The 20604-nt window shown below is 55.7% G+C and carries 10 protein-coding genes; 9 read left to right on the forward strand and 1 reads right to left on the reverse strand.

From position 1 onward, the window contains the following. Position 1 precedes the first annotated feature (1 nt). The gene (locus PMI31_RS03735; protein ID WP_008016333.1) at positions 2–7468 is read left to right on the forward strand and encodes a sacsin N-terminal ATP-binding-like domain-containing protein; all 7467 of its coding nucleotides are present in this window, start codon (positions 2–4) and stop codon (positions 7466–7468) included. A gap of 20 nt (positions 7469–7488) precedes the next feature. After that, entirely contained in the window at positions 7489–10140 is a 2652-nt protein-coding gene (locus PMI31_RS03740) for a DEAD/DEAH box helicase (protein WP_043302180.1), read from the forward strand. A gap of 232 nt (positions 10141–10372) precedes the next feature. Here PMI31_RS03740 and PMI31_RS03745 read toward each other — a convergent pair whose 3' ends face one another. After that, entirely contained in the window at positions 10373–11029 is a 657-nt protein-coding gene (locus tag PMI31_RS03745) for an inovirus Gp2 family protein (RefSeq protein ID WP_008016335.1), read from the reverse strand. A 439-nt stretch (positions 11030–11468) separates the two neighbouring features. Between PMI31_RS03745 and PMI31_RS03750 the strand changes: the two genes are divergently transcribed. From PMI31_RS03750 to radC, 7 genes are all read left to right on the forward strand, one after another. Next, complete coding sequence (locus PMI31_RS03750) at positions 11469–11744, forward strand: transposase (RefSeq protein WP_008016336.1); 276 nt, start codon at positions 11469–11471, stop codon at positions 11742–11744. A 308-nt stretch (positions 11745–12052) separates the two neighbouring features. After that, entirely contained in the window at positions 12053–15877 is a 3825-nt protein-coding gene (locus PMI31_RS03755) for an AAA family ATPase (protein ID WP_202949432.1), read from the forward strand. 522 nt (positions 15878–16399) lie between these two features. After that, entirely contained in the window at positions 16400–16729 is a 330-nt protein-coding gene (locus PMI31_RS03760; protein WP_008016340.1) for a hypothetical protein, read from the forward strand. A 71-nt stretch (positions 16730–16800) separates the two neighbouring features. Next, positions 16801–17769, forward strand: a complete 969-nt coding sequence (locus PMI31_RS03765; protein ID WP_008016342.1) for a DUF932 domain-containing protein — start codon at positions 16801–16803, stop codon at positions 17767–17769. Between the two features lie 80 nt (positions 17770–17849). Continuing rightward, the gene (locus PMI31_RS03770) at positions 17850–18854 is read left to right on the forward strand and encodes a YqaJ viral recombinase family nuclease (protein WP_008016345.1); all 1005 of its coding nucleotides are present in this window, start codon (positions 17850–17852) and stop codon (positions 18852–18854) included. A gap of 105 nt (positions 18855–18959) precedes the next feature. After that, a complete protein-coding gene (locus PMI31_RS03775) occupies positions 18960–19880 on the forward strand; it encodes a recombination directionality factor (RefSeq protein WP_008016346.1) in 921 nt (306 codons plus the stop codon). A gap of 52 nt (positions 19881–19932) precedes the next feature. Continuing rightward, on the forward strand, positions 19933–20430 hold the full coding sequence (radC, locus tag PMI31_RS03780; RefSeq protein WP_008016347.1) for a RadC family protein: 498 nt from the start codon (positions 19933–19935) through the stop codon (positions 20428–20430). The last annotated feature ends 174 nt before the right edge of the window (positions 20431–20604 follow it).

A 20604-nucleotide genomic window follows, 5' to 3' on the forward strand; every position in this document is an offset into this window, starting at 1 on the left:
TATGAAGGGCTTCGCCACAAACTTCGTTAACCTAATTGCGGACAACCTGCGTGACCGCTACGACAGCGGTTTCCCGATCCTGAAAGAGCTAATCCAAAACGCCGACGACGCTAACGCGCGGGACTTCGTCTTCGGGAGTCATCCTGGCTTCCCAGACGCGAAACACCCGCTCTTGCAAGGGCCCGCACTGTGGTTCTTCAACGACGGGAACTTCAAAGCAAGTGACTCCGAGGCTTTGCGCTCCTTTGGCATCAACACCAAGGCCGGTAACAGTGAGAGCATCGGCAAATTCGGTCTAGGCATGAAGAGCGTCTTTCATCTCTGTGAGGCTTTTTTTTACCTAGCGTGGGATGGCCGACACCGTCACCAGGAAGGATTGACGCCCTGGAAGCGTGAGGCGAGTACCCTTCACTCAGATTGGGACAATACGGACGAGGTCGACTGGACGAGATTAGAGACGGTTATCCGAGAACTGCGACCAGCCACAGGAGCGGGCAGTACCTCGGAGTGGTTTTTATTGTGGATTCCCCTGCGGAAAAAGCGTCACCTGTACGATGCTCAGGGAGAAACCGGCTCGATTATCGCTCGCTTTCCCGGAGACGATCCTAGCCAAGATCTTGCCTTTCTCGAAAAGCCCAGCTTACAGGTGGAGGTGGCTCAGATAATGCCCCTACTCCATCACTTGGAGCGGATCGAACATCGCACTGGATCTTATCCTTTTGTGGTGCAACTCAAGGCTGATTTGCGGCTGCTGCCCACTACGCATTCTCTGGGTTCCGGGTGCGAAACCGACTGGAAAGCCAATGGGGTAATAGCAATTAGCGGGAGCGAAATAGATCTGAGGTTCGCAGGTGCTCGGCGGGAAAGCCAAGAGCACGGCGACATCTTCTCCCGTCTAAAGAAACTTCCTGAATGGCCGCATACCTGGTATCGCAACGAATTAGGGCACGAATGCAAAACCCCGGACAAGGCACGCCCCGAAGCTGCCGCAGTGTTTTGTGACGGCGATGACTCCAACGGAGGACTGGACATCGAATGGGCCGTGTTTCTACCGCTGGAACATGATCGAAACATACGTCGCGACAAATCAGGGAAGCTGCATCGTCACCTGGTACTTCATGGGCAATTCTTCATTGATGCCGGGCGTAAGGGGATTCATGGTTTCGAACATCTCGACGAGAGTCCGAAGCCCCTCCCAAACAACGCCATCGACGACGCAATGCTTCGTACGACCTGGAATCAACACCTCACCCAAAGTGTGCTTCTACCGCTAGTCCTGCCAGCCTTAGAACACTACGTCAACTCATCCCAGCTTACCGAGAAGCAGTGCGAAGCCCTCACGAGCTCACTCGCCAATACACAGTCGCTCATTCGCTTCCGCAAATTTGTCTGCGGCAGAGCTGCCTGGGTGAAAATGCTGGAACACGGAGCCAAGCCAACATGGAAACGCATTGAGGCTGATTGCATAAATCGCCTTCGGCCTCTGCCGGCTCCACCTCCATCCGTCCCCCAACGTCCTTGGGACGTCTTCCCGAACCTCAGTCGACTAGAAATTCTGCCGTTTGACCGAGAGGCCGCTAGATTGGTTGCAGAGGAGCCCCAATGGCGAGAGGACGAGATCCAAGATTTGCTCGCTAATGTTCCCAATGTCTTCAGCGAGGCGCCGCGCATCCATTATCTGTCGCAGTTTTTGCACAATTGCGCCGCCCCTTACAAAGGTACAGAGCTGCTGAGAAGTCGGATAATTGGGATCATACAAGAGGGCTTCCAGCACGCCGGCTTGCAGAAACTGGGGCGCCACGGTGCGGCAATTCGCCAATTAGTAACTTTCATACCAAGTCAGTATCGCAGTTCTATCCCAGAGACGCTCCCGGACGATCTCACTGCCCGCCTTTGGTCAATAGATTCACCAGTCCTCCTGGTACCCAAGGAGTTGGACCCCGACGAGTCTCCGGGCACTGCTGTTCCTGACGGGGATATCCTGACCAAGTGGCTAAGTATCGTCGATCAAGCGCTGGACCTGTCTCCTGCATCTGCCGAGCTATCTGCCATCCTCAACTTTGCTCAGGGACTACTCAAATCGCTCGACAATGATACACGCGGGAGATTTGTACGGACCCACAGCCAATTGCGAGTTCTCGCAGTGCGCGACGTTCGTACCGGTCGCGACCGCGCGGTTTCGTTCCAGGATATCGAACGGGTACGAGGCAGTGGATCCCTGTTCGGTTTCGCCTCTGGCGCCCGAGAAGAGGACAGGCTCGGTTTAATGCCTCTACTGGTTCAGGCTCTGCCTACCGCAGAGGTCTATGTGGTCCGCGCCGAGATTTACAGGGATCTGTTTCCTGGGGAGCTGGAACCTCCCCGGGCTGATGACAGGCGCGCATGCCTGGTATCAGTGGGTAGAACCACAGGCGCACTGGGAACCATTGCTCACCGCCGCGCACTTCTGGAAAAGGCAAACGACGCGACTGCAGACGCCAGCGCGAGGCGAGGGTTTCGCTATCTGTTGCATGGTTCTCAGGCCCATCGGGCCGACGACGACTCGCCTTTGTGGATTCCTGGTCATGAGCAGCATCCTGCGTGGGCCAAGCTGTGGGGAAAAGTTCAGGGCGAGAGCAGGCAGTGGAGCCTGATCGATGGACGTCTGGCCGATATCATTTCGCGCGGCAGCTGGAGTCCGGCGGGCATCAAGGAAGTCGACGCACAGAACCTAATTGGTGAGCTCCAACGACTCGATAAGAGCATCGGCGATCCCGGCGATTTCAGTAGCGACGAACGAGACGAGATTCTCGCCCATATCAAGGATGAGAACCTCTGGAAGAATCTACCGTTACACATGAGATGCGACGGCAAGCTGGCATCGGCTACCGGGGAACGGACCTACTACACCCCTGACGGAGAATCTCCTGAAGACGCACTGAGCCGCGAGGCAACGCTCATAGCATTCAGTCGCCACCCAGTGGTCGCAGACCAGCAGAAAAAATGGCTCAAACCTTTCAACTACAGCGCCCGGATTGAGATTGCCCTCGGCACTGCCGAGCCTTTCAAACACTGGCGGGTGATTTTAGACGCCTTGGTGCATCTAGTAGGTAACCCAGTTCCTAACGAGCTTTACTGCGTAGCTTGGCTGCCAACCCGGCAAGGAATTCCGGTCAAACCAGAGGATTTGATTGACATCCCCCACATCCAGGAAGAGGTGCAGCGGCTAGTTGCCGCGCACCGGGCCCGCCACGGGCCGTGTTTCGCAGCAGAGGCCGACCTTTCACCAGAGCTACTTGAGCAGCCTGGCTTTGATCAGCTTAGAGCGCTTGCCATCGCCAAGGATGAAGATGGGCTCGCGCGATTGGCGCTACTACTTGAAGATTTGCCTGAGTATCACATCGGCACATGGCCTGGAGAACCTGGCAAGGAGAAGGTCGCACTGCTCCGCAAATGCGAGCGGCTTCCGGGCTGGCGACTGTTACACCAGGCGGCTCAGCTACCACTTAATGTGGAGACGGCGTGGAAGCACTTGCGGCCGGGCATCGCCCGCCCTTTGACTCGTGAGCGGCTGTTTGAAGTGTTGAATTGGTTCACGACCCAAACCGACCACTGGGATGTACTAAAGGCGACGTACGACCAATACTTATACCAATACATCACCCCACCCGACATCGCCTCCAGCATCCTTAAAGGGCTGCACCTAGCTAACCAGAACAAAGAGTGGCGTCCGGCGAATGATTTGTGCGCCGGTGCTCACGGAGTGGACGCAGCATTTCTGTTGGACAAGCAACAAACGCAAATTCTCAGCGCCGTGGTGCTTCAGGAAAACCGCCCCAGCAGCGAGTTCACATCCCCTGGAGGTACTAGTGCCAGGTTCAACCTAGCGCGAAAAGCAACCCCAAATCTGCTGAAGAACTTCTTTCAACCCTGGGACAGTGGTCTGGTGCCCGCCCCCATGCTCGGCGCACTGGTAAGTCTGCTAGGCCAAAGTACACGTGAGTTGGCGGAGACCTGGCTATACCCCCATAGCTTTAACTGGTTAAAGCAGCAACTGCCCTGGAGAGATCCGGGGGCCGATGATACGGCCCGACTGGAGTGGATGGGAGGCCGAACGGTCGCCCAAGCCCTAGACCTCATCGGAGCGGCGGTTCGGGTGGTCAAAGGTACGCACGTCGAGGCTCTGAACTTGTTGGGTGAGCCTCGACGTGTACCGTTGAACACGCAGCCCCTCAATCTGCTGGCTGGCCCCCTGAATTGGCGTGGGGGATTCGGCGTCGAGATTCCCCTTCGTCGCATTGATCCAGCTCGTCACACTCCCGAGGAGCTCAAGGACCTCCTTCGCGGAACAACAGAGTGCCTTTATAGCGACCTCTATAATCAACACCCAGCGAGTCTGGACCCACTGTGGACAGAGTTGAATCGCACAGACCAACTCGAAATTGGAGTCGCACGCCGGCTGATTTTAGACTCCGCACCCTTTTATCTGAGACAGTTGCCGGTAGACAACGATGCGATCAAAAAGGCACTACGCGCCTGTGATAATGAACGCAGGAAGGTGGCCGAAGCGGAAGCGGAAGCGAATCAGAGGGATGCACCCGAAGCCCGTGCGGCTCTGCGCAAGGCACTGGAGTCGCTGGCGGAACTCATCGACCAGGATCAGGAGATACAGACCACAGTTTTGCGTGGGGTTCGGAGCAAGCTCATGGATTATCAGTACGATCCGACGAGCATCCCCTTCGAATTGTTCCAAAATGCCGATGACGCCGTCATAGAGCTCGGGCAAATCGAGGCATTTCCCGATGAGGGCATTGAGGTCCGGGACGCCTCCCGACGACTGGTAGTTGAAGCAGAGGGCGACTCGCTCCGTTTCCTTCACTGGGGGCGCCTCGTCAATGCTCGGGGCCCTGTGGATTTCGATGGCGAGGCTCGCGGCTATGGCCATGACTTGGAGAAGATGCTGATCCTGTCGGCCTCGGATAAGCAAGAATCCCAAAACGTTACCGGCAAGTTCGGGCTGGGCTTCAAGAGCGTACTACTGGCCTGCGACCGGCCGCGCATTGTCAGCGGCAGAATCTCGTTAGAAGTAGTCGCTGGTATCCTCCCTCAATCTTGGAAGGTTTCCAGTTCCGCCCGCGAATTCCTGGACCGGCACAGCCTCGAGCGACGGTTGCCTGGTACCCTGATTGAGCTGCCGCTGGTTCCAAATACGCAGCCAGACAAGATCCTGCAACGCTTTAGCCGGCTTGCCGGCCTCCTTTGTGTGTTCGGCCGCGCCATCCGGTTTATCTCTCTTAATAGAGCAGAAAGGGAAGAATTCGATTGGACCCCGGATGAGGTTGTCCCTGGGTTGGAGTGCGGTCGGCTTGCAGTGACTGACATAGCATGGGGCTTGGATACAGACGCCCTTTGCCTGCGTAGTACTCACGGCAGCGTGCTACTGGCCCTCGGTCCCGACGGCTGCAGGCCGCTGCCTGAGGATCTTCCAGCTCTCTGGGTAACGGCCCCCACGCACGAGCAAGCCCACCTGGGGTTCGCGGTCAATGGCGCTTTTTCCCTGGACGCCGGTCGGGGGCGGCTCGCCGGCAACAGCGACAGCAACCTGAGCCTCGCGACAAACATCGGGCTTCAAGCGGGGGATGCCCTGAGCAGGCTCTTTGTCGAAACGAGGGCGAATTGGCCGGCGATGCGCGAGCGGTTGCACCTGGCGGCGGATCTCACCGAACATGATTTTTGGCTCAGCCTCTGGAAGCTGCTAACTCGAGGCGGGCTAAATCGGGCACGCGATGCAGCGGGCGAGTTGGCCCGCGCCGCCGCCTTAGGGTTGCTGAAACGCCTCAGTGATATGCCAGAGGCAATCCCAACCGGGCTTCCCATACCAGTCCAAAGGCTTGTTTCAGCCAAGGATATCCAATATGAGTTGGCGGACGAACTTGCCACGTCCGAGGTGCTGACTCTCTTATTTGGCTGGAAGCGTTTCAACCAAAGGTATCCCTCCGTCGGATTGGTATCACGGGAGGTCGGCGCCATCCTTAAGCATGGGGCAATGGCCAAGCCGGCGACTTTAGGGATAACGGCGCTTCTCGACCTGTTTGATCCGCCTCGCGTTGAGCCAGAGGATGCTCGGGTGCTGGGGCGCATCATTTCGCGGGATTCGATCGCATCCCAGTCAGACAACAGAAAGTTGAAGGAGCAACTGCAAAAACTTCAGTTCCGCACCCAGGCCGGCAGTTGGGCAGAAATTGGGCGCCTGCTCGCCAACGATGACAACTTCATCGAATATGAGGAGTCACTGCGCCACAGTCTCGCGCCATTGCAACTACGCCTGCATGAAGACTACTACTCAGGCGATGACGACGCCCACGCGGTAGAGTTCTTCTTACTTTGCCGCGTGCGCATGGAGGCGCCAGCTGAGGAAGTGGCGAAGTGGATTCTGTCATCTGAAAATGAGGAGGCAAGAAAAGCCGCAGTGTGCTACCTCTGCAAAGGCAGTCTTCGACTCGACGTTAGTTGGAAAGTACGCGGCCAGGGCTGGTTGGCCGAAGCGCTAAATGACGAGACACTGATGGGAGCTTTGCAGCAGGACGAGCTCAGCGAGCTGAAGCGACTCCTTGCCACTGATAAACAGATCGATCATGCCTTCATAATCGATAGAAATGAGTACGGGAGAACGTTTCGATCTCCCTTAGGACTGCCTACTGCTTTGGCCCGGATACACGAATGGTGGTCCTCCCCAGAAGGGGCTGCTTACGGAAGAGAATATCGTGAGAGCCTATATCCCCGTGGCATCGTTGATTTTAGAGAAGATCCAGAAACCGGTCGGTTCGACCGTTCCTCTTGGATGACTCTTTTCGCTGTCGGGGCTTTTCAGAGCATCGGCCAAACTACAGAAAATCAGAATCGCGGGTTTATTGAATACTGCCAGCGACGCGGTTGGTGGAAAGTTATTGTGGAGAAGAACCCAAAGGAGAAGCCAGACGACTGGATGCAGATCATCGTGGATTACGCTGAGAGCCAGCATGACGATGAGAAGTGGCTCCTTTGGATCGGCCAATTCCCGAAGCTATATCGACTCGCTCGTTGGATGGACGATTATGTTGAATTATTCAAATCAGTAGACAAGTACGCCAAACCCTTCTCGCTAGAGCAACTGCAGACACCGAGGACGAATGCCATACATCAAGGCGGCGGCATCGACGCCCCGCCTATCAACCGCACCTTGAAACTCGGTGCTCACTTGGTGGTGCGTGAGCTGCTCCACCATAAGATCATTCGCAACCCCGTTGCTATCCCTCATGCTTTCGCGCCGATTGAGCGCACCAGGAATCTATTCGAGTCTTTCGGACATCAGATCGTTTCATCGGAAGAAATCTACAAACTCCTGCGAGAGCACCTTGGAGTCGAGAGAGCCACTTTCGACAACTCCTATGACATCCCTCTGCGCATAGTCGCCGGGGACGGTGATCTGCAATCCCAGCTGTTCGGTTAAGACGGAGCACGAAGCCCACTATGTTCTCGACAGACCAGCAGATTCATCATCCTCGCTTCGGCACAGGCAGCGTAATTGTGGACCAGGGCGAGACGGTCATCGTCCGTTTCGGCGACCGCATTGAGTCCTGTGAGGCTGCGCTCCTCACACGCCGCATCGGACTGGTTGAGGCAGTCCGCATGGGGCAGTGGTCTCCTTCGCTCGACGTCGTGCTCAGGGCCCAGGCTGCAGCCATCCGATCGTTGAATGACTCTTGGGGGGTGTTCTCCCGCTCGCGCATAGACCTGCTGCCCCATCAGCTTTGGGTCTGCCACCGGGCGCTGCGGCAATGGCCAATCCGCCTGCTGATTGCCGACGATGTGGGCTTGGGCAAAACGATTGAGGCAGGACTAATACTCTGGCCCTTGCTCGCCAGCGGCCAAGTGAGGCGCCTACTAATCCTGACTCCGGCTTCCTTGGTAGAGCAATGGCAATACCGACTACGCACCATGTTCGATATCCGCTTGGGCATGTACCGCCCGGAGGTCGATACCCCCAGAGCCGACTTCTGGAGCACCCATAACCAGATTGTCGCTTCACTGCCTACCCTGCGCAGCGACCGTAAGGGCCGCCACGACCGGCTGCTAGATGCGCCACGCTGGGACATGTTGATCGTCGACGAAGCTCATCACCTCAATGCCGACGAGCAGACCGGCAAGACACTGGGCTACCAACTGGTGGAAAAACTGGTCGCGGAAGACAAGGTCGAGTCCTGCCTGTTCTTCAGTGGCACGCCCCATCGGGGCAAGCCTTATGGCTTCTGGTCACTTATGGCGCTGCTACGCCCTGATGCATTCAGCCCTCTTCGGCAGGAGAAGGAACAATTGCCGCTGCTGCGCCAAGTACTCATACGCAACCTAAAGCAAAAGGTTACAGACATGGCGGGCAAGCGCCTGTTTCAGCCAGTGACACAACACCCCGAAACTTATAGCTATTGCGAGAAAGAGGAAGCGTTCTATCAGCTTCTGACCCGATTCATCTTAGCCGGCAATGCTTATGCTTCAGGGCTGGACAAGGCCGGCCGCAATCAGGTCACACTGGTACTGATAGCAATGCAGAAAATAGCCTCAAGCTCGGTGGCGGCGATCCGCGCTGCCCTGCGCACACGGTTGGTACGTATTCGAAAGGACATTACGAAAATGCGTGCCGAGCAAGTCGGCATCACGCGGGTAGACGAGGAGGAGGACGCGGACCTGTTGAAGGCCTTCGATGACTGGATGAGCCAGACCAAGTTCAAACTCATGGAGGACGAGATTCCCCACCTAGAGAAACTGCTTGAAGCAGCAACCGCCATCGTTGATGAGAGCAAAATCCTGCGAATCGGAGCGATCATCGAGGAGAAATTTCCGGGGCGCTCGATCCTTTTGTTTAGCGAATATAAAGCCACTCAAGCCCTGATGGTCTCCACCCTGATGGCACGCTTTGGGGAGAGTTCAGTGGGTTTCATCAATGGTGATGATCGGCTGGAGGGAATACGCCTGCCGTCGGGACAAGAAGTGACCCGGACGGCCAGCCGTGAGGAAACCGCTGAATCCTTCAACGATGGGCGCATCCGCTTCCTGGTTTCCACTGAAGCCGCGGGAGAAGGCATTGACCTTCAGATGCAGTGCCACACGCTGATCCATATCGACTTACCCTGGAATCCGATGAGACTGCACCAGCGGGCGGGCAGGCTCAACCGCTATGGCCAGCACCATCCTGTGGAAGTCGTGACGATCCGTAATCCAGGAACAGTGGAGGCACGGATCTGGGGCAAACTGGAGCAAAAGCTCACGCACATAATGGAAGCGCTGGGGCACGCTATGGACGAGCCGGAGGATTTGATGCAGATGGTTCTAGGTATGGCGGGGCCACGTTTCTTCAATGAACTGTTCTCGGAGGGACAACAAGTTAATGCCGATAGGTTTGCGGACTGGTTTGATGAGAAGACTCGCAGTCTTGGAGGACGTTCGGCGATCTCCACCGTCACGGACCTGGTAGGGCACTGCCAAAGTTTCGATCTCTCTCAGCTCGATGATGTACCAAAAAAGGATCTTCCGGATCTGATCCCCTTCTTTCATGGCATGCTGGTGCGTAATCGTCGGCGACCCGATCGGGAAGATGGGGTATTTAGCTTCATCACACCCGATGCGTGGCAGACATCGCCAGGTGTCCGCTCCCGCTATGAAGGATTGATCTTTCACCGGAATCCCCGTGATGGTGACGAAGCGAAAAAGATTGTCGGCGTCGGGCATCAAGCCTTCGATCAAGCCCTCGCTCAGGCTATAGAGTGGGAACCTGCTTTGGCCATAATTGATGAAGGACGCGCGCCGCTAGCACTCTTCCGGTTTCAGGATGCGGTCACTAGCCAGACCGGGCAGGTGCGTCAGGTCGTAGCGGGCGTCACGGCCAACAGCAACGGAATCCTGCGCTTGGTGCGGGATGAGGAGGTGCTGGAGATATTGAATGGATTGAAATCGTCGTCAGGCGAACTACAATCCGATTCGATCGCCATTGCGCCTGAAGCAATAGAACTATGGTTGGATAAGGCTCGGCAACATGCCATCGCTGCCGCCGAAACACTTAACCTGCCATTTCGCAAGCCATTACTCACCGACCTGATCCTGCTATGGCCTGTGGCATGCGAGTTGTAGAACGTAATGGCCGATAGAAAAAGAACTGAGGAGGGGTAATCCCACCATTTTTAGTGTCTACCAGAAGTAGAGCTCAGACAGCGAGTGCCAACTTCTGTTTTGGGGTGATGCCTCTCTGTATGCGGCCAGCACACCTTCCTGATTCCATCGACTTTGGCGTCGGGGTGAGGTGTGTTGGCCAGACGATTACCTTACACAATCAATTATTTTTTTCGTGATCTAGCGGTCGTACTTAGCTTCGACTGCAGCCAAAGCCATGGCTGCCATCCACAAACACTTTGGTAGTCGACTTGCAGAGATAACTTGTTCGACGGAAGAACACCGCCTGCCCAACTATGTCGTCATGATTTAAGTGATAGTAAGGATTACTCGGAATCTCAACCAAGCCGCTAACAGCTTCTACAGATAAGCCCAAGGCGCTTGCCCATGCCTCCACCAGACGGTTGAACATGTTGTCCCTACCAAGCTCAAACTTACCCAGCGAGTTGAAGGCATCGTAGTTCAACAGGATAGCCAGATGGTGGTGCGGCTTGCCGTGCTGGCCTTGCTCTCGCGCCCAGACGTATCGGACCTTGCTGTCGTGGGCATAGGGATTGGATTGGCGAGCTATGTTGCGGTTATGTCGGATCTTGGCTTTAAAGGATTCGATGAAACGCTCAATGACCTGATTCGTGTACGCGTACTCAGGTAGCTGAATCCCCACAGGCAGTCGTAGATCGACTCGGAAGGCAAACACTCGCGGGTATTGAGCAAACGCACACTGCATCGTCTGTTGGAGACGATTCAGATACTGCTGAATGAACGGACCTTTGTCCTCTTGAACAGGCCAGTTCTGAAAGCTACTGTCGCTGTGAAGGATCAGGTTGGTGTTGTCAGGGTGACGGATCATGTAGGTACTCCAGTGCTTAGGTTCATACCTTCAGCATGGGTAGTACTTATTTACCGACGGTCCTGCGCTGCTTCCTTGCAATTAGGCCTCAATGGGCCTAATTCATTATCTAGACTCACTGGAAGGATCTTTGATCTCGGGTAGATGAGGTGCTATGAAGGCATACTACCAATACCGAAAATCCATCTACTGTTTCACAGAAAGAAATACCCGCAGATAGCTACTTAAAGCATTTAGAATCAAGGAATTTATTACTCTGGGAAAATATCATCGGGATCAAAGGATATCGTCGCTTTTTGATTCATTCAATCAATACAGCGTCCCCCATAACCTCCTTCAGTAAGCGTCCAACCAATACACATTCCGAACTCCAGCATTAAGGGCGATGGTATCCGCGTATTTTTAAGCAGACGCGATCGCCCTTAATATCAGGATTTCCATGCGCCAACGAAGCTCTTACCCCAAACCGTTCAAAGCCCAAGTTGTTCAGGAGTGCCTGCAACCTGGTGCGACCATCTCCAGCGTTGCCATCACTCACGGCATCAACGCCAACGTCATTCGCAAGTGGCTGCCGCTTTACCGGGATCAGTCAGCAGCGGCGCTGCCGGAGCTTGTTCCTTTGAGGGCTTCGCCTAAACGGCCGGCTGAGGCGTTAGCGATCATTGAACTGCCCATTGGTGAGCAATCAATCACGGTGAAATGGGTGCTAGCCTAGCTTACGCAAGGTGACTTCGGCAGACACTTACCCTCATTTGGATGCCTCGCCGTTATGTTATCGCTGACGCGGCCATGGCGTATTTTTCAAATACTAAGACTGCTCTTGCCAATAGCGGACCGCCGAAATGGCCAACCGATCGATCTGTTTAGACTACGCTCAATCATTCGAAGCGAAGCCGTTCGAACGGTGGACTCAAGCAAAAATCGGGTGCTGGTGGCGATCAACCCTAGGCATTGACGAGGCTAAATAACGGCATCATTGAGACATTCAGCGAGGGATACGAAGTGATTCAAGGCGCACGTGTTATGCCTGTTCAACATTTAACTATTCGGGTGCCTTGGCACGACTCCGGCTGGAAGGGTACTTTCTGCCAAGGTTGCACCGCTAACACCAGTTGTACAGTGCTTCCGCGTATCGCCACCAGTCGCGACGACGCATTTGAAATGCTGCATGCTGGCGAAAGCTTTGAGTCGTTTGATCGTTCCCAGCATCCGCCATGCGTTGATGAGCATGGAGCCTTCATGGCGAAGTTCCCGCTCTCGATGCAAAAGAAGCATCCCTACGCGGAAAGTGCCAAGACCACACACGGGCACTTCGCCGACACCCCATACACGATCCGCCCGTTTTCGGCCGCAGGAATCCCGTTTCGTTGGATGTTGCGCGAGCAGGTTGAAGGGAACAAAAAGTGGGGCGTTCCCAGCCTGAAGGAGAACCTACAGCTCGGCTACCAGGCGGAACGTGAGCCGGATCTCACTGCAAATGAAGGCTGGGGAAAGGACAAGAAAACCTGGGTTCAGGAGGGCACGAACCAGCGCATCATCCTCGATACGTTTTTCAGCGTGGCCAAGCCAAATGAGTCGCTGGTGTTCTTCTATGCCAAGCGCACGCCATTGGTCGAGGATGCTCGCCGCGTGATCATTGGAGTGGGGCGCGTCAAGTCAGTGAGTGCTCCCATTGAGTATCACTACTCGGACGGCCAGAAGCCAAAAGACAACATCAGTGGCTACCTCTGGGAGCGGAACATCGAACATTCGATCCGCCCGAAGGACTCGGACGGCTTTTTGCTGCCATACCAGCAGATGCTGGAGGCTGCGGAGATAGACGACACCATAGACCTTACGGCGTGCACTGCATTCGCGCCGGATGAGTACTTTAGTAGCTACTCCTACGGCACCGAACATCTGGCACACGACGGTGCCATTTCATCGCTGCTGGCCATCGAGAAAGCCATCAAGACGATGCGCCTGCACTTGGCAGACGAGCCATGGGACAAGCATCTGGCGTGGATCGATGCGGAGCTGAACCGGCTCTGGGAAGTACGTGGTGCCTTCCCAGGGTTGGGTGCAGCCCTGAACGCATTCGGATTTCCACATGGCAACTTGCTAGCTTGGTACCTAGCGATTCAGGGCGATGAGAAGTTTGACACTTGGTTTGCCCTGGCAGCTGCGCTCAAGAAACCAGAGGGGCTGCCCGCTTACCTGCGAGATGGCATCGGCGACACCCTCCGAAAGAAGTGGGAGAAGCTGCCGCCTGAGCGGCGCGCGCTATTGATGCTGCTTGCGCGGTTCAATCTGGCCGATGCTCAAGCCTTGCGCTGGTATCAGCCGACGGAACGTACGAAGGCCGGGATCAATCTGAGCGATGCAGCAATCCTGGCTAATCCCTACTTGATCTACGAGGAAGACCGGTTACAGGCCGATCCGGTGGCCTTTGAGATCGCAGATCGTGGCATCTTCCCCCCCGAGTCGATACGTACGGTATCCCCACTTCCAGCACCAAGTCTCGTGCGCGAAGCCATCGATGAACGACGGGTACGCGCGTTGATGCTCCTGACGCTGGAAGAGGCAGCTCGAACCGAGGGTCATACCTATCTCATGGCAACGTGGGTGGTTCAACGGATTCGCGATCGTACGCTGCAGCCCGACTGTCCGCTGGACATGGATACGCTTTCGATCATGGAAGACTGTCTGGCACCCAAGATTGAAAACATCCCGGCCAAAGACGACCTCCAGGCATTCCAGTTGGATCGCTACGTCGAGACCTCAACACTGATCAGGTCCAAGATCAGCAAGCGCAAGTCCCGCAGAGCCAACATTGGGGAGCACAACTGGGCAGCACTGGTCGACACAGCTATTGATTCGACGGAGGACAAGGGTGCCCCCAAGTCGAAACCGAGCAAGCGTGACCTCGCAGCCCGCAAGGAAAAGTCGGCAGCCCTGGAGGTACTCTACAAGGCCGGTGTCTCGGTGCTCATGGGCGCCGCTGGCACAGGAAAAAGCACTTTGCTCAAGGCACTGTGCAGTATTGAAAGTGTGAAGAACAATGGGATCCTGCTGCTCGCACCCACAGGTAAGGCTCGCGTGAGACTGGAACAGACGAGCGGCATGACCGGCCAAGGAAAGACGGTCGCACAGTTCTTGAATGGATTGGACCGATACGACGGAAAGACAGGACGATACTTCGTCAATAAGGATGCCGACCGCTCGGCTATGCATGCCACAGTCATCATTGATGAATGCTCCATGCTAACCGAGGAGCAGCTTGCGGCACTGCTTGATGCGATCGAGAGCGTGGATAGGCTGATTTTGGTGGGTGACCCGAAGCAACTACCGCCGATCGGTGCAGGCCGGCCCTACGTGGACATCGTCAATTTATTGATGCCAGCTAACATCGACAGCCTGCGAACCCGCGTTGCGGGCTGCTTCGCGGAACTGACCGTTACGATGCGCCAAGGTGCTGAGGAAAGCGTTGTTCGCGACGATGTGCTACTTGCTCATGCCTTCAGCGGCCGGCCACTAGATGCGGGGGCCGACGAGATCTGGCAGACCGTAGCGTCTGGGAAGTCGAACTTCGTTAAGCTGGTCCGATGGAACAGGCCAGATCAGCTACACCAGCTGCTGCTCGATGAGTTGAAAACTGAGTTGAAGCTGCAGTCTATCAATGATGAAGTGACCTTCGAGGAGTCCCTGGGCGGCGTCTATTCCGAGTACGACGGTGGCTCAACCATGTTTTTCAATACCCAGTACAAGGATCGCTCAGGAGCGTCCAAGAAGGCTGAGGCGTGGCAAATCCTTTCGCCGATCAAACAGCATCAAGCTGGTGTCACCGCCATCAACCGCGCCCTGCAGCAGCAGTTCAGGAAGTCCTTCCTTAAGATGGCTACGCAAACAGGCTGGACGAAGAAGATCCCAAGCCCTGCGGGCCCAGAGGGAATCATCTATGGCGACAAGGTCATCAACGTCATCAACAAGAGCAGGCGTGAGACCTACCCCGAAAAGGATGACGCCTACGTTGCGAACGGAGACATAGGCATCGTGACCGGCCACCGCAGGACCAAGGTAAAAAGCTGGTCGCCCTACGAAGTCGAAGTTGAGTTGGCTTCACAGCCCGGAATTTCCTACAAATACAAGCCTTGGGAGTTCGACTCGCAGGAAAGTACTCCGCCTCTAGAACTGGCCTATGCCCTGACCGTGCATAAGACGCAGGGAAGCGAGTTCGACAAGACCTTCGTGGTGATTCCCAACCCCTGCCGCAACCTAACACGCGAGATGCTCTACACCGCTCTGACGCGCCAGAGGGACAAGATCATAATCCTGCATCAAGGCGACTTCAGAGACTTAATGCACTTCAGCCAAGAGGCTGCATCGGAAATCAACAGGCGGATGACAAACCTCTTCTCGCCGTCTGCGCCAGTAGAAATCAAGGTACGAAACAAGTCGGTTTTCCTAGATGAGAGGCTGATCTACCTCACGGAGAACGGTGACCTGGTCCGCTCAAAGTCTGAATGGATCATTGCCGACAAGCTAAAGGCTGCTGGCATCAAGTACCAGTATGAACAGCCACTCATTCTGGATGGCGTTGAACGCCTCCCTGACTTCACGATACGAGACGAAGACGCCGGTACCGTCTGGTATTGGGAGCACAACGGAATGCTTTCGGATGACGATTACAAGAAGCGTTGGGAGCGCAAGGAAGCTGCCTACCGCAAGGCGCAAATTCTTCCTTTGCCGCTGCCTGAAAATGACGATGGAAGGATTGGGACTCTACTGGTAACCGAGGAACACGAAGGTATGGGACTGGATCTGAAAGCGATTCACGCCAACATCCAACTCATACTAGGGCGAGACTGATTGAACTCCCGCGACGAGGTTTCCATCCTAGATGTCGTTGGGTCATGACAAAAGTCAAACGGTGAGGACACCTGACCTCTGAGGTCGCTCTTGCTGCAGAGCGGCCGTCGGGAACACCGTACTGAAGGCAGCAAAGGATTGTTGTCTGCCGGTCATGACCACGAAGAGGTAGGTGGTCTCTGATCCCTGATGCGCGGCACTGTGGTGGAGCAGATAGCGTGCCGAGCAGTCGCACGGAATACCGAGACATGCAGAGAGCAAATTCAAAACGCGCTTGTGTATTGGTGGACTCATTGAACTGACACGTCAGCGATGCTCTCTCAATTTCCAGCTCCTGGTCCACGGCTAACACCTGGAAGACCTCGATTTTCCGCCTGATTTCAACTTATTGCCATTTGAAATCCCATTCAAAAAAATTTCAGACCTATATCACCTCTGTGAACGCTCACCGCACCAACTGCGGTAGGTATTTCGCGTGCCTGCTTTTGGCTCAGCACACTCATCACTTCAGAGGATCTGCGTATGTATAGCCCTTGCCCAAGCTGTAACTCTGGACGCGTCGTCACGAAAAAAATCGGTAAGCAAACAGGTGGTTTGATTGGTGCCGCAGGCGGTGCGGCCAGTGGTGCCGCCGGAGCCCTGTCGGGCGCTGAAGTCGGTGCGGTGCTTGGAGTGGTCGGCGGGCCAATAGGCATCGCTATTGGCAGTATTGCTGGCACTCTTCTCGGGGGGCTGTTTGGCGGAGTGGCTGGCGGGATAGCCGGGTCCACGCTGGGCGAACAAATGGATGACAAGGTGCTGAATAACTACCAGTGCCTGCATTGTGGTTACAGCTTCAGCGTCAACCGTTAAGCCGTTGTGAACAGGCGTCGCTTGTTGATGAGACGGCGCTCTTTTCCATTCATTCGCAAGGAATCATTCCCATGGCTCACCTCGTTGAACAAATGGCTTACGTTGGCGCTACGCCTTGGCATGGTCTGGGCAGTCGCCTCTCCCCCAAACAACCCTTAGAAATCTGGCAGCGGGAAGCCGGGATGGACTGGCAGATCCAGGACAGCCCGGTCCACTTCAAGGCGGATGCCATCGGGCACCTGGGAAGTATTCATACCTTCCCTGAACAGAAGGTACTCTACCGCTCCGACACCAAAGTGCCGCTGTCTGTGGTCTCCAACCGATACCAAGTTGTGCAGCCCCGTGAAGTCCTCGAATTCTATCGGGATCTCACCGAAGTCTCTGGCTACGAACTGGAAACTGCTGGTGTATTAAAGGGCGGTCGCAAGTTCTGGGCATTGGCCCGTACTGGCCAAACCACTGCTTTAAAAGGCAACGATCAGGTCAATGGCTACTTGCTGCTGGCCACCTCCTGTGACGGCACCTTGGCCACCACCGCAACCCCCACCACCGTGCGCGTAGTCTGTAACAACACGCTGACCGTCGCCCTGGATGGCACCACTCGCGCGATTAAGGTGCCGCACAATACCCGCTTCGATCCGCAAGCTGTAAAGAAGCAACTGGGCATCGCCGTCTCGCAATGGGATGACTTCATGCACCGAATGCGAATGCTGTCTGAACGCAAGGTTCAATGGCATGAGGCCTTGGGGTTTTTCATGAACGTATTGTGTGATGCCAGCCCCAACAGTCCACTACCAGCAGTACTTCCTAGCGAGCGGGCGCTGCGCAAAGTGCAAGGCCTGTATGAAGGTCAGGGGCGCGGATCAACACTGGTGTCGGCTCAAGGAACCGCCTGGGGCTTGCTCAACGCTGTGACCGAATACGTTGATCACGAGCGGCGTGCCCGAAGCACTGAGTACCGCATCGACTCGGCCTGGTTTGGCCAAGGGGCTGTCATCAAACAACGCGCCCTGCAGGCAGCAATGCAACTCGCCGCCTAGCTCTACTCACTTACTCAACTATTAAAGCGCCTGGTTAGCTTCTGCTGGCCGGGCGTTTTTATGCCACACAGGAAAACATCATGGGCACACAAACTCTGCAGCAACCCAGAAGCAAACCCCGTCCTGCCTTACGTCTGGTGGGGACTAAACAACTGCCGCGCGAGGACTGGTTGGCCGTGCGCAAACTAGGTATCGGCAGCTCGGATGCCGCCGCTGCCGTGGGTCTGAACCCTTACAAATCCCAGCTGGAGCTGTGGCTGGAGAAAACCGGGCGTGACATCTCACTACCCAAGATCGATCCGCAAGATGAGGAGAGCCCGGCTTACTGGGGCAACATCCTAGAGCCGATTGTCGCAACACATTACACCCGGCGCAGTGGTCACCGGGTGCGGCGGGTCAATGCGGTACTGCAGCATCCTGATCCCAACCTGACCTGGATGCTGGCCAACATCGACCGTGAGGTGATCGGCGCGTCAGAAGTGCAGATTCTCGAATGCAAAACCGCCGGCATAAACGGCGCACGCCTCTGGAAGGAGGGTGTGCCCGAGTATGTGCAGTTGCAAGTCATGCACCAGCTTGCCGTCACCGGCAAGCTGGCCGCTGATGTTGCGGTATTGCTCGGCGGTCAGCACTTGGAAATCCATCGTATCGAACGCGACGAATCACTGATTGCTCGGCTGATCGACTTGGAGCGGCTGTTCTGGGATTACGTCGTCAGTGATACCCCGCCGCCGGCAGACGGATCTGCCTCAGCGGAGCAGGCGTTGCGGTGTCTGTATCCACAGGACAGTGGGCAGAGCGTGGACTTCAGCCAGGATATGCTGCTCTGTACGACCTTTACCGCACTGCAGAGCGTGCGCGATTCAATTGCTCTGCAGGAAAAGCAGGAAGCCCAACTCAAGCAAACGTTACAACAGGCCATGGGCAATGCCAGTCGGGCGACCTTCGCCACCGGTTGCATTACTTGGAAGAAAGCCAAAGACAGCGTGAGCCTGGATATCCCGCGTCTGCTGAAAGAAAAGCCCTATCTGCAAGTGCGCTACTCGACCACCAAAACCGGCAGTCGGCGTTTCCTGCTGACCTGAACACTCGTTCGCTCTTCCCTTATTCCCTTGCCCTTTCACTCCAACGCCACCTTGGCCGTTTGCGCGGTCTCGGTGGCATTTTATTTCAGTTACAGGAGAACACCCATGCTCAAAGGTCTGGCTATCACCCCGCCCGTGCTCGGGCGCATTTCCATTGGCAAGGTCGTCGAGAAAAACGGCAAACGTCTGCCGGAGAAAGACGATCAATTCACCCTGACATCCCAAGTACAGAGCCGTGACGGCTGGTTACTGCATCCCCTTAACGAAGAACTACGCAATGGCAAGGACGGCAAGTTGCGCAGTATTCCGATCCGGCTGCTGTTCAACGAGCCGGATCTGAATTTTCGCGCTGACTACAGCTTGTTCGACCGAAACACTGGCAGGCCTTTGTGCGTAGGCAATGGTGAGACCTGCAAGCGCCTGACCAAGGACGGCATCCAATCGTTGCCCTGTCCTTCACCGGATGGCTGTTCATTGGCTCAAGGCAATGCCTGCAAGCCTTACGGCCGACTGAACGTGGTGATTGGCGATGACGATCCGTTGGGCAGCTTTGTCTTCCGTACTACGGGCTACAACAGCATCCGTACCTTGGCAGCGCGTCTGCATTACCTGCAAGCCATCTCCGGCAATCGTCTGGCCTGTCTACCGCTGGAGCTGCGTCTGCGTGGCAAATCCACCCGCCAGAGCCATGGCACGCCGATCTTCTACGTGGACATCACAGTGCGCAGCGGGCTGAGCCTAGAAGACGGCTTGCTAGAAGCCAAGCAATTGGACGAAGCCCGGCAAGCCTCCGGTTTTGACCAGAGCGCCTTGGATCATGCTGCCCAGCAGGGCTTTAACAATGGAGCCTTTGAGGACAGCGAGGAGGACACCGGCGCCGTCGTCGAGGAGTTCTTTCCCGCCCTGGAAGATCAGTCCAGCCCTGTAGAGCCCAAAGCCCAACTGGCAGCGCCTGCGAAACCCTCACTCGCTCAAAAGCTGGAGTCGCAAGCCACGCAGCACAACAGCAGACATTTGGCCCAGTAACGCCCGTCTCAACCTCCCCAGCGTGCCCCCTCATTCGTACAGGAATACCGTCATGAAATATCACAAACTTCGGGCTGGAGAAGAATCCGGCACCTATGTCATGGAGTCACCGGTCACTGAGGCCGACATACTGCAGATGGCTCAACAGCTAGCAATGAGTCGTCTGTCTAAAGGCCGGGCACTGACTGAGCCGAAGCAGGTTTTCAGCCACCTGCAAACTCTGCTGCAGTACCACGAGTACGAAGTCTTTGCTCTGCTGCTGCTCGACAGCAAGCATCGAGTTATTGCCTTCAGAGAGATATTTAGAGGCACGCTAGATGCAGCCAGCGTTTACCCACGCGAAGTAGTCAAGATTGCGTTGGAACACAATGCAGCAGCCGCGATTCTGGTACATAACCACCCCTCCGGCGACCCGGAGCCCAGCCAATCTGATCGCACCCTGACCACTACCCTCAAGAACGCCCTCAACATGGTTGGTACCCGGATATTGGATCACGTGGTAGTGGGTCGTGAAGGCAGCGTGTCGTTGGCCGAAATGGGTTATCTCTAATCTTACGCCGTCCGATAGACTACCTCGGCTCAAGCCGGGGTGGTCATCAACAATGTGAGCTCGCCCTTATTTTTTTCATGATCCGCGCTTGTACTCAGCTCGTAAAACTGGCGAACGCAAGTGTTGGTGAGCTGATGCTAGGGCTATGGAATCGGGCGCCAACAGCGTCAGAAG

Source organism: Pseudomonas sp. GM55 (genome assembly GCF_000282395.1).
GTDB lineage: Bacteria > Pseudomonadota > Gammaproteobacteria > Pseudomonadales > Pseudomonadaceae > Aquipseudomonas > Aquipseudomonas fluorescens_CC.